The 12,572-nt window shown below is 42.5% G+C and carries 5 protein-coding genes; 4 read left to right on the top strand and 1 reads right to left on the bottom strand.

Going from position 1 to position 12,572, the window contains the following annotated elements:
- Nucleotides 1-218: 218 nt before the first annotated feature.
- The 3 genes from RMZ41_RS06790 to RMZ41_RS06780 all read left to right on the top strand — a co-directional run bounded on the left by RMZ41_RS06790 (nucleotide 219) and on the right by RMZ41_RS06780 (nucleotide 5,484).
- Nucleotides 219-1,205, top strand: coding sequence for a DUF928 domain-containing protein (locus RMZ41_RS06790; protein WP_322640227.1), 987 nt, complete (start codon nucleotides 219-221; stop codon nucleotides 1,203-1,205).
- Between the two features lie 143 nt (nucleotides 1,206-1,348).
- On the top strand, nucleotides 1,349-4,186 hold the full coding sequence (locus RMZ41_RS06785) for a CHASE2 domain-containing protein (protein WP_322640228.1): 2,838 nt from the start codon (nucleotides 1,349-1,351) through the stop codon (nucleotides 4,184-4,186).
- Complete coding sequence (locus RMZ41_RS06780) at nucleotides 4,186-5,484, top strand: response regulator (protein ID WP_409874843.1); 1,299 nt, start codon at nucleotides 4,186-4,188, stop codon at nucleotides 5,482-5,484. The genes RMZ41_RS06785 and RMZ41_RS06780 overlap by 1 nt, the downstream gene beginning before the upstream one ends.
- Here RMZ41_RS06780 and RMZ41_RS06775 read toward each other — a convergent pair.
- Entirely contained in the window at nucleotides 5,473-11,025 is a 5,553-nt protein-coding gene (locus RMZ41_RS06775; RefSeq protein ID WP_322640229.1) for an AAA family ATPase, read from the bottom strand. The two genes, RMZ41_RS06780 and RMZ41_RS06775, sit on opposite strands and share 12 nt — an antisense overlap.
- A gap of 488 nt (nucleotides 11,026-11,513) precedes the next feature.
- On the opposite strand from RMZ41_RS06775, the gene RMZ41_RS06770 reads away from it, so the two are divergent.
- On the top strand, nucleotides 11,514-12,563 hold the full coding sequence (locus tag RMZ41_RS06770) for a molybdopterin-dependent oxidoreductase (RefSeq protein ID WP_409874841.1): 1,050 nt from the start codon (nucleotides 11,514-11,516) through the stop codon (nucleotides 12,561-12,563).
- Nucleotides 12,564-12,572 lie beyond the last annotated feature (9 nt).

Below are 12,572 nucleotides of genomic sequence, written 5' to 3'. Positions count from 1 at the left end.
TTACTTCCTGGTCTTTCTTTAAATGCGTAAATTCACTTAGTAAAGCCTTTGTGATTTGCACAAACTTTTACAGCATTAAAATCAGCCTTAGTTTATATTTCTAGTAGGTCTTGAAGCCTTTGACTCCAAGCTAAAAAGATTTATCCAGCTTTTTCCCACAATCAGAATCAATGTATTTAGTATTACTTTTATCAAACTATCAAACGAGGTGCTACGTTATGAAACGTCGATATTTGGCTAGTGCATTGAGCGTCATCGCTTTGCTCACTAGTACCACATTGAACAGTGCCCATGCTGTTACATTTACCCCACCCATCAACAATGGCGCTCCTAGCCAAGCAACTGGGGGGGCTTCCCGTGGAAATTTCTTTATTCCTACTTCTGGCAAAAGCGCTCCCAGCCAAGCAACTGGAGGAGCTTCCCGTGGTAGTCTGTTTACACCTAGTGCAGGCAAAAGCGCTCCTAGACAAGCAACTGGAGGAGCTTCTAGAGGCGACCTCTTTACACCTAGTGCAGGCAAAAGCGCTCCCAGACAAGCAACTGGAGGAGCTTCTAGAGGCGATCTCTTTACACCAAGTCCAGGTAAAACCGCTCCTCAACAGGCGAGTGGCGGAGCTTCTCGGGTTGGTAGTTACGACTTAAATCCTTCAACTGTAGGTGCAGCAGGCCCAGCAGCCATAATCGCACTCCTACCCCAAAACTTCTATGGCACAACAGTGTCTGAACGTCCCACAATTCTGGTATATCTCCCAGCTTCTAATGCAGAAGAAGCTGTGTTTAGCCTCAAGGATGAAGCTGGTAATACACAGTATCAAATGACCATTCCTATTGCTCTCAAAGCTGGGGTAATGGCTGTCAAATTACCAGCCGACGCACCCGCTTTAGCAGTTGGGAAAAACTACCATTGGTTCTTAGCTGTCAAAGTTGATGGGCAGCTAAGTCCAGCTACACCTTATGTCGATGGTTGGATTCAACGCATCCAGCCTAATGCTGAACTGGCAACAGCAATGCAGCAAAAAGATGCTCTGAAGCGGGCAGCAGCTTTTGGTAAACATGGCGTTTGGTATGACTGTGTAGAAACACTTGCAGCCCTACACAACGCTCAACCTAACAATGTAGCTCTTACTAAACAATGGGAAGAACTCCTCTCTTCAGTTAGCTTGAAGGAAATTGTCACAGTTCCGTTATTAGTATCTGCGAACTAATAACAATTTGGGAATGGGGCATTGGGTATGGGGCATTGGGCATTAGGCATTGATTATTTTCCCTCTGCTCCCCAATCCCTAATCCCCAGTCCCCAGTCCCCAATCCCCAATCCCTAGTCCCCAGTCCCTAATCCCCAGTCACCATGTGGCGAAGATTCCAGACTTTTTTCCAACATAGTCGTAGCGTTTTAATTATTACTCCCACTGTTGCTTTGACTGTCATTGTCGGGCAATCGTTGGGATTTTTCAATTTACTTGAATGGAAAATCCGTGACGAATGGGTTCGTCAGCGATCGCAAGAGACGATCGCGGATGAAATTGTGATTGTCACAATCGATGAGCGCGATATCCAATCGGTACGGAAATGGCCAATTCCAGATTGGGCATTAGCAAAATTACTAGAAAAGATTCGGGCGCAGCAGCCCAGAGCCATTGGCTTGGATCTTTATCGAGATTTACCGGAGGGAAGCGGACATAAAGAACTTGTAAAAATCTTCCGTAGCACTCCCAATTTAATCGGCGTTGAGAAAATCACCGGAGAGCGTGTCAATCCGTCGCCAGAATTGAAGAAGCTCGATCAAGTCGGATTAGCAGATTTGGTTTTGGATGGCGATCGCTTTGTCCGTCGTGCCCTCCTGACGGCAACTGATGCTAAAGAGCAAGACACCCTCAAAGGTGGGCTAGCAACTGTTGTAGCGCTCAAGTACTTGGAAGCTGACAAGATTAGTTTAGAAAGTATTGACCCCAAGCAACAAAAGTTTCAGTTGGGTAAAGCAATTTACTTACCACTAAACAACCAAGAAGCAGGCTACTCTGATGGTGATTTAGGCGGCTATCAAATTTTGCTCAATTGGTATGGAACAGAAGCGGCATTTCGGACAGTTGCCATGCGTGATGTCTTAGCAGGGCGAATTCCAGCCAATCTAATGCGCGATCGCATGGTGTTTATCGGCTCAACCGCCGCTAGTACCAATGACTTCTTCAACACACCCTTCAGTTCCTCCTGGATGTCTGCCCAAAAAACGACACCAGGGGTTGTTGTCCATGCCAATATTGCCCATCAACTAGTGCAAGGGGCAAAAACAGGGAAGACAAACCTGTACGGCGTTTCTGGCATAGCTGCGTCACTCTGGATTATTTTATGGTCTGCGATCGGTTCTGGTGGTAGTTGGTTTTTATCCAGTCGCAAGTTGCGGATTCTTGGTGGCAAAATTCTCTGGGCAACTGTAGGTATCAGTGGCGTGTTTGTAGGGGGTGGCTATGGGATGTTTTTACATGGCATTCTGATTCCAATTACACCCGCTTTAGCTGCATTTATCAGCAGTGTGATTGCAACAACAAATGCTTATAAACAAAGGCGGTTAGAAGAAGCAAATCAGCAACTAGAAATTGCCAATGCTCAACTATTGGATTATTCCAAAACTCTGGAGTTCAAAGTTGAAGAACGAACTCATGAACTACTTGAGGCTAAGGAAGCTGCTGATGCTGCTAACGAAGCAAAGAGTGAGTTTCTGGCAAATATGAGCCACGAACTACGCACACCGCTTAATGGCATCCTTGGTTTTGCTCAGGTGTTAGAAGTATCGCCAAACATGACAGAGAAAAATCTTGAAGGTGTCAGCATCATTTACCAATGTGGCACACACCTGCTGATGCTAATTAATGACATTCTCGACCTTTCAAAAATTGAAGCTCGGAAATTAGAATTGGTTGCGACTAATGTACATCTGACCAGTTTTTTACATGGTGTAACCGAAATTTGCAGTATCCGAGCCAAACAGAAAGGGATTGCATTTAATATCTTAATCAGCGATCGCCTACCAGTTGCCATTGAAGTAGATGAAAAGCGACTAAGACAAGTTTTGATCAATTTACTCGGTAATGCTATCAAATTCACAGACAACGGTAGCGTCACTTTCAAAGTCGAAGTCATGGATCAAGAGTTAAAACAAATGACCAATGACAATGGACAAATGACACACCAGAAAATTCGTTTCCAGATTGAAGATACAGGTATTGGGATGTCACCAGACCAACTGGAGAAAATCTTTTTGGCTTTTGAGCAAGTAGGTGAAGCAGGGCGGAAATCTGAAGGTACTGGTTTGGGATTAGCAATTAGTCAAAGAATTGCGGCATTGATGGACAGCCAAATTCAAGTACAGAGCCATCTGGGTGAAGGTAGTATCTTTTGGCTAGATTTAATGGTATCAGTACCAGTTTCCCATGACTGGCAGATAGAAACGATACCTACGATGGGCGTAGCAGCAGCCTCAACCCATCAGAAAATTACCGGAATTCAAGGTACTGCACCTCAAATTCTGATTGTTGATGATGATGCTAATCATTGCTCTATGTTGACCAGTTTGCTCCAAGAAATTGGCTGTGGAACCCTAGAAGCAAGGGACGGCAAACATGCGCTACAGATGGTAACTGAACATCACCCGGACGTGATTCTCCTTGATTTAGCTATGCCTAATATGGATGGCTTTGAATTGATGGTTCACTTACAAGAAAATCCCGAAACTCGTTCTATTCCAATTATTGTCTCTAGTGCCAGTGTCTTCGAGTCAAATCGGCAACGGAGTTTTCAGGCAGGGGCTACAGCATTCTTACCGAAACCTCTGCAAATTGATGAACTATTTAATGCACTGCGTTCTGCCTTCGAGGCAGCAGCGAAGCTATCGCTGCTAAAAGTAGAGTGGATTTATACTCAATCTACATCCCAAAAGTTATCTTACCAGCCTGAACAGAAAGCTAATACTGAATTGATTTTGCCATCACAGGATGTTTTACAACAACTTTATCATCTAGCAATGATGGGAGATATTCAGGCAATTGAGGGAATTATAAAAGAGTTAATTAAGCAAGATAGTCAGCTAACTCCTTTCGCAAATGAGTTGAGCCAATTTACTGTCAACTTCCAAACCGGAAAAATCCGTAAGTTCCTTAAATCTTTTGTAATAACTGAGTCACGTCAATAATGATCGAACCTCTTTTGAAGCCAATGCATATTCTTTTGGTAGATGACAATCCTAACAATCTGAAAGTGCTATCAGAAGCGATTCAGGGATATGGCTGGAAAACACTCATGGCAACCGATGGAGAATCTGCCATCGAACAAACAGAATACGCTGCTCCCGATCTTATTCTCTTGGATGTCATGATGCCGGGTATTGATGGATTTGAAACTTGCCGCAGGTTGAAAGCCAATACCATCACTCAGAATATTCCGATCATTTTTATGACTGCCTTGGCCGATGCTACAGACAAAGTGAAAGGACTGGAAATTGGTGCAGTCGATTACATTACCAAACCCTTCCAACAAGAAGAAGTCATTGCTCGATTAAAGTTACATCTAAAAATCTCTCATCTCACCCGTACCCTCGAACAAAGAGTGCAAGAACGCACCGCAGAATTAACCCAATCTCTCCAAGAGTTACAAAACACTCAACTACAACTAATCCAGAGTGAGAAAATGTCCACCCTTGGACAACTGATTGCAGGGATAGGTCATGAAATTAATAACCCAATTGGTTTTATTAGTGGGAATTGCTCTCATATTGAGGGATATGTCAAGGATCTCCTGCGTTTGGTAAATCTCCAACAACAAAAACTATCACATTCAGACCCAGAAATTGAAGAACTTGTTGAAGAGATTGATTTAGAGTATCTGGCTGAAGACTTACCAAAAATTATCGGATCGATGTACCAGGGAATTGGTCGTCTTAAAGACATCAGCCTTTCTCTGAGAACCTTTGCTCGCTCTGATATCTCCTCTATGGTGGAATTTCAGATTCACGAAGGAATTGATAGTACCTTAATGCTCTTAAAACACCGATTACAAGACCAAGGAAACCGCCCGAAAATCGAGGTTATCAAAAAATATGGTAATTTACCTCCAATTATTTGCTATCCCGGACAACTGAACCAGGTATTTATGAATATTATTGCTAATGCTATTGATGCATTTGATGACCTCCATGAAAACCCTTCAGTTCAGGATATTGCTGCTACACCTCACACGATCGCGATCGCTACATCAGTAGAGCATCAGCAAAAAACTGTTTCAATTTGCATCGAAGATAACGCTTTTGGTATGCCTCCTGAAGTGCAAGCTAAAATTTTTGAACCATCGTTTACAACTAAGGCTGTGGGTAAAGGAACTGGGCTAGGATTAGCTATTAGTTACCAAATTATTATCGATAAACATCATGGACAAATCCAATGCTTGTCAACTTATGGGCAGGGGACAAAGTTTATTATTACTTTAGCAATTTAAGGGAATAGAAAGAGAAAACTCCGCTCCTGCTCCTGGTGAGGAGATTACGCTTATTTGTCCACCATGTTTTTTGATAATAGAGTGAGTAATCGATAATCCTAAGCCTGTTCCTGTGCCAATTGGTTTTGTTGTAAAAAAGGGATCGAATAGGCGCTGTTTTACCTCCTCAGACATTCCATATCCATTATCTGCAATTTGAATATTTATTGTATCGGCATCAGTGATTTTGGTACGGATTTGAATGGTAGGAATTTTGGTTTGTGTATCTTTAGTTGTGAATGATGAATCCAATACATCAATAGCATTGCTGAGAATATTCAGAAATACTTGATTGATCTGACTGGCGTAGCAATTAACTTCTGGCAACTGTGCATATTCCTTAATCACATCAATCGCAGGGCGGTGTGTTTTATCTTCTAGACGGTGCTGTAAAATTAGCAAGGTGCTGTCTATACCTTCATGAAGATTGACACTTTTCATTTCAGCCTCATCTAAACGCGAGAAATTGCGGAGAGAAAGGACAATTTGGCGGATACGATCTGCCCCAACTTTCATTGATTGCAACAATTTTGGTAAGTCGGATTTAAGGAAGTTTAAATCTATTGCCTCTAGTTCTTCTTGAATTTCAGCAAATGGTTGAGGATAGTAATGCTGATACTGCTCAACTAAGTGTAGCAAATTTTGACAATATTCATTGGTATAGGTGAGGTTGCCATAGATAAAGTTAATCGGATTGTTAATTTCGTGGGCAACGCCTGCCACCATTTGCCCCAATGAAGACATTTTTTCAGTTTGAATTAGTTGGCTTTGTGTGTGTTGCAGTTGTTCTAAAGTTGCCGAGAGATGCTGATTTTTGTCATTCAACTCAAGAGTTCTCTGATCTACCTTTTGCTCTAAAGTATGACTGTAGTCTTCTAGTTGGGCTTTTGTTACGGCTAGATTGTTATACAACATGGCATTTTGCAGCGAGATAGCAGCTTGGGCTGTGAGCAACCGCAAAACCTCAAGGCGGTTTTGGGTAAAGGCTCCAGTCGTCAAACTATTTTCTAGGTAGAGGATGCCAATAAGTTGTCCGCGATTGTGAATAGGCGTACATAGCAAGCTTTTGGGTTGCCATAGAATGATGTAGGGATCGTTGGCAAAGGTGGTTTCTCTGCGGGCATCATCTAGTACTAAGGTTTCGGAGGTACGGGAGACATAGTTCACAACCGCTTTGGGAATATCGTGACTGTCTGAGAGAGGAAGGGAATGTAGGTTTATCGTCCCCAGGTTTTCATGGGTAGGCGTAGCCAGTGGTAGAAATAGCTCCTCTTCAACCATTGCTTGGCTGGTTTTTTTCGCCGCAACTACCCAATTATCCTCTTGAAGCAGCAAAAGAACCGATTTTTCAGCCCCAGCATTTTCGATTACAACCTGCATCAGGGTTGTCAACAGCTTATCTAACTCAATTTCTCCAGCCAGTGCGTGAGAGGCTTTCATCACTGTTGCTAAATCTAAGGCTTCAGTCCCCGTGGAACTACTGTGGGTGAATCCGATTGTGGTGGTGAGGGTTAAAGAACCAGTTTCATCCTGTTGAAAGACCTTGAGCAATAATTGAGAATATTGGTGTTCTAACTGCTTAACTTTGGCGATCGCTCCCCAGTTGAGGTAACTGTAATAGGCATTTTCTAGGTAAATTTGGGCGATCGCTTCTTTGTTCCATTCTAAATAAAATCGGGCAGCTAGTTCATTGCCAAGGGCTTCTTCTTGAATGTATCTATTGGCTTTTGCCCCTGCGATCGCGCGATCGTAAAGATCCACTGCCTGCGCCATAAGTCCCAAAACTCGGCATTCTTCGGCTTTTACTAGTTCAAATTTGTGCAAATAATTCATGGGTGCGTGGTGCGCCCATATCTGCATTTTTTGCTGGTTTTCTCTCACCCGTTCTAGTAATATTTCTCGATGAGAGGGCGTAGCTGTAGAATACTCTGCTAACGCTGTCAGGGAATCATAAAAACAAAACATCGGCACAGTAGCATACCCCGTACCTGCAACCAGATATTCTCTAGCTTGAGCCGCTGTTTCCACTGCTTGAGAAAGGTTTTCAAATAGATAACAGAGAATCAATTTGTGAAGAAAGAAATAGTGAAGTCCTGTCAATTCATTGGCTTGCACCAGTTGAGTCACAAATTCTGCTTCATTTAGTGCCTCTCCTGTAAGAATACAGGGATTTTCAGCAAGCCCTTGCAAATTCAACACTGTTTGCCAGAAGATACGGCAGTAGTTAAGGGCCGTGATTTGCTTAAAATTTTCCAGAACATGAGAGTAAGCGCGGATATCTTGCTCTAAGGAGTTCAACTCTCGACCGAGAAAGTAAGAATACTGGCAGATATCTTTGGTATTGAAGCCTACATAGTAGACATTTCCAGTTTCTAAGGCAATCTTGTAACCCTCCAGCATTAACTGTAAGGATTTTTGCAATGGAGACTTCAAATAGGTGATGAAAGCACCCACAACATAAAATACTGTGGGTTTGATGTCGCTGATATTAAATTTTTCCGTTAGTGCTAAGGCCAGGTTGCCGACTTGATCGGCTGTTTCAATATCCTGAAGAATTCCGCTCAACAAAATGCCATAACAGCCATAACAAAAGGCAGAAAATGGAGCATTGCCATACTCAATGGATGCTTGGACTTGAGACAAGATTAGTAGTGGAAACAGATTTGGATCGGCAATGTAAACAGCTGGAGCAACGTTTGCCACAATTCTGTTAACTGCAAGCTTATCTGCGGCTACCATCACAGGTAAATCAACCAATTCTGCAATATCACGACCGTTAATTAGAGTAGCAGTTGCTTGCAGGGCTTGCTGAATATCTTGGAAGGTGGGTGTTTCTGGGAAAACCACGCCGAATTGACTCATTCCCTGACGGGCGATCGCGATCGCACCTAGCACATCATTTTTAGCTGTATACGCCTGGATTTTTGTTTCGTAAATGCCAACTAAATCCAGTGGAGTTTTGGCTTGCTGGATAACTATTTGAGCCAATTGTTCCATCTGTTCGTACTCGCCACCAAGATAAGCAGCATCGGCGGCTGATTCGTGCAGTGCCAGAGCCAATTCATACTGATGCCAACAGTCGCATCCCAATAAACGAATCCCGGTAGTTAAATACTCAATCGCTACTTGGTAAGCTGTGGAAGATTTAGCTTTTTTTCCTGCCAGCAGGTTGAGTCGTGCCAGTTGTTCGCGATCGCCAACAGATGCGATCAGTTCTATGCCAATATTCAATTGATTGACAATTTCAAACATCAGCAATTCTTGCTCAGTTTCCGGGGTATTGCTCAACAATAATTGACCAATTTTGAGGTGAGTTGCTGGTTTATGATGAGCCGGAATTAGTGAATAAGCGGCTTGTTGAATGCGATCGTGGAGAAATTTGTAGGTAATCTTTATTGATGTGTTGCCATTTGTCAAATCATCCATGACAACAGACTCATCCTGAAAAAATGTATACCCTTCTCCACTGGGTAAAATTAATTCGTCCTTGAGGGCTGGCCACAAATCTACTGCGGTTTGGGCTGGAGATTTTTCATAGACAAGCGATAGGGTTTCTAAATCAAACTGATTACCCACACAAGCAGCCAGTTTGAGAACATCCTGAGTCTGCGATGGTAATTTTTGGAGTTGTAGTGCCACAAACTCGACAATATCTTCTGTAAAAGAAAGCGCCCGGATTTGAGCAATATTGCACTGCCAATCACCTGTTTTGCTAGCAAAAGCAATCAATCCATCTTCATGGAGGGACTTGAGAAACTGGTTGGTGAAGAATGGATTACCCTTGGTCTTGTGATATACCAGATTTGCGATCGCAGTTGCTTGTTCTGTTGAATATTTGAGTGTATCTGCAATCAGTTGATTCAGGTCGGTTTGAGTGAGGGCAGAAAGGACAATACTACTAACTGTAATCGCTTCTTGACGCATTTCCTCAATGGTTAACATTAAAGGATGTGCAGAAGAAACTTCATTATCCCGATATGCTCCAATCACTAGCAAATAAGAGTTGCTGGCTTCACTCATTAACAGATGCATGAGTTTTAAAGAAGCCGAATCTGCCCACTGTAAATCATCCAAAAAAATAACTAGGGGATGCTCTTGGGTGGTGAATACTTGAATGAATTTTTGAAACAACAAATTGAAGCGGCTTTGAACAGCAGTACCCGATAATTCTGGGACGGAGGGCTGCTTGCCAATAATTCGTTCAAGTTCTGGAATCACCTCAATAATCACTTGACCACTTTCACCCAAGGTAGATAAAATTTGGGCTTTCCACTGGTCAATTTGAGCATCACTTTCTGTCAAAAGTTGGGCCATTAAGTCCCGAAAGGCTTGCACCAAAGCAAAAAAGGGAATATTACGATTAAATTGATCGAATTTGCCCTTGATAAAGTATCCGCGCTGACGGGTGATTGGTTTGTGAACTTCGTTGACAATTGCTGTTTTCCCAATACCAGAGGAACCTGCTACAAGCATCATTTCAGAAGTTCCCTGGCGTACCCGCTCAAAGGTTGCTAGCAGCATCGCCACTTCTACTTCCCGGCCATAGAGCTTTTCGGGAATGACAAAGCGATCGCAAACGTCCCTGTAACCTAGCTGGAATGGGATAATATTTCCACTTGAGTGCAATTGCTCTAAACAAATTTGCAGATCGTGTTTTAGCCCTAATGCACTCTGATAGCGATCTTCAGCATTTTTCGCCATCAGTTTCATCACAATATCACAGATAATTTGGGGAATTTCTTCTCTATTTCCTAATGGTGGTGGTTGTTTCGCTATATGACAATGCACCAATTCCATTAAATCATCCGATTGAAATGGCACTTGTCCTGTTAAGAGTTCATAAAAAGTGACTCCGAGTGAATAGAAGTCAGTGCGGTAATCAATCCCCCGATTCATTCGCCCGGTTTGTTCGGGGGAGAGATAGGCGAGGGTTCCTTCTAAAACAGTCGGGCTAGTTGAAACTTGGTTAACTCTTGGCAGCAGTGAAGCAATGCTAAAATCAATGAGTTTTACCTCTTTTGTGGTAGGATTTATCAGAATGTTGGCGGGTTTAATATCCTTGTGAATAATTTCGTGATGATAGAGTTCGGCCAGAATATCAGCAAGTGCGATCGCCACCTGTAAAAATTCAGTCAACAAATTAGGATGCAGAGGTGAAGAATTTTCCTGATTTCCTGTCTCGCTGAGTCCTTTGATTCTAAAAGGGGTATATTCCTTCAAAGGAATTCCGCCAAAGTCTTCCAATATCAGGGCTGGCCGATTTTGACAACTCTCCAGACTATAAATCCGAACAACCCCAGGAACATTTAAGATTTTTGCAATTGAGTACTGATTCTTGAATTGAGCCAACTCAATCAGACTGGGATAAGAACTTTTAAGAAGTTTGATCGCAACAGGAGTTTGATCGGCTTCGCGCCAACCTCGGTAAACCAGGGTGCGAGCGCTGGTGTAAATTCTTTCACCAATCCCATAGCCGGGAATATCAACTCGATTCTCTACCATAAAACTTGCTACTGGATAACCTGAGTTCAGTTTTCCCTAATTAACTCGAAGTATCACAATTGATTATGTAATTTTCTTCAGGTAAAAAATTGAGAAACCCGGTTGAGCTATATCAACAGAGTATAGTCCAATACAATTCAGATAAGACCAAAGCACTTGTAGAGACGGCGATTTATCGCGTCTCAAAAACCAAAAATTTTTTACCAATAGCCCTTAAGTGAACCATATTGGAGTATAGTCGCTCTATTAAGACCGTGCTTTACCGATACCCCAATACTTGTCGGTTAAAGGGAAAAGGGGAAGGTGGGGCCCCCTCTGGGGATAAGGGGCGGGGGAAAAGGAAAGAAAAAACCTTTAACCTTTTCCCCAAATCAAATTCCGAGTTAAAAATGCTTTACCCGAGCAGTATTGACCAATACCCTTCCTAGACTTAAGTATTTCTTTATAAATAAAAAAGTTTGGAAAATCGTTAATGGAAAGTTGCTTAAATGAATGGATTCAACAAAACTTTAGAAGATCAGAGCATGAGCTACCTTGGAATGATTGCAAAGTTTCCTCTTGGTGTTCACGATCTTAAGTCTTTTATTACTCCTGAAAACCATCTGTTCGTTCTCAGCCATCTGGGAATCCCAGCTATTGATCTAACTCAATGGAAGTTGAAAATTTCGGGATTAGTAGAGCAGAGTCTTGAATTGTCCTATGAAAATTTGCTGAATCTGGAATATCGTGAATTAACTGTTTTCCACCAATGTTCAGGTAATCCACTTGAACCAAAAGTTCCGACAAGAACCATTAGTAATGTTATATGGGGTGGAGTTTCGCTTAGAGCAATTCTTAATCAATTGCAAGTTAAACCTGAAGCCCGTTATATCTGGTTCACTGGAATCGATCGCGGTGCTTATGAGGGAGTTTCTAGCGATTCATATATTAAAGATATTCCAATCGCAAAAGCATTGGATAATGATGTGCTTCTGGCGTACAAGCTTAACGGTGAATTTTTGTCAGCAGAGCGGGGTTTTCCTTTGCGGCTTGTGGTTCCAGGGTATTATGGTACTAACTTTGTAAAATGGCTATCACATATTTATGTCACAGATCGGCGATCGCCAGGGCCTTTTACAACAACTTTCTATAACGAACAACCTGGAGGCGATAATGCAACTTTAAAACCCGTTTGGGAAGTTGCACCGGAGTCTGTAATTGTTCATCCTTCTCAAAATGAAGTCTTATACCTTCAACCTCAAACATCTTGGGGCTGGGCTTGGGCATCTGACGGTATCCAGTCAGTCGATGTTAGTACAGATGGTGGCATTACCTGGCAAGCTGCTGAAGTTGAAACACGCCTAGAATATGCTTGGCAACGATTCACATTTCAATGGACTCCACCAAGGCCAGGAAAATATAGCTTGATGAGTCGAGCTATTGACCATGATGGAGAAATTCAACCAATTCAGCAAGCACGCAACGCTATTTACATAGTAACTGTCACCGTTCAAGAAGCACCGATAAAAGGATTTGACTCTTTTAGCGTCGCTGAATGAAAATTGAGC

This window comes from Nostoc sp. DedVER02, assembly GCF_034530675.2.
GTDB lineage: Bacteria > Cyanobacteriota > Cyanobacteriia > Cyanobacteriales > Nostocaceae > Nostoc.
The sequence above is the reverse complement of the archived record's forward strand: the minus strand, read 5'-3'. Positions and strand labels throughout refer to the sequence as shown.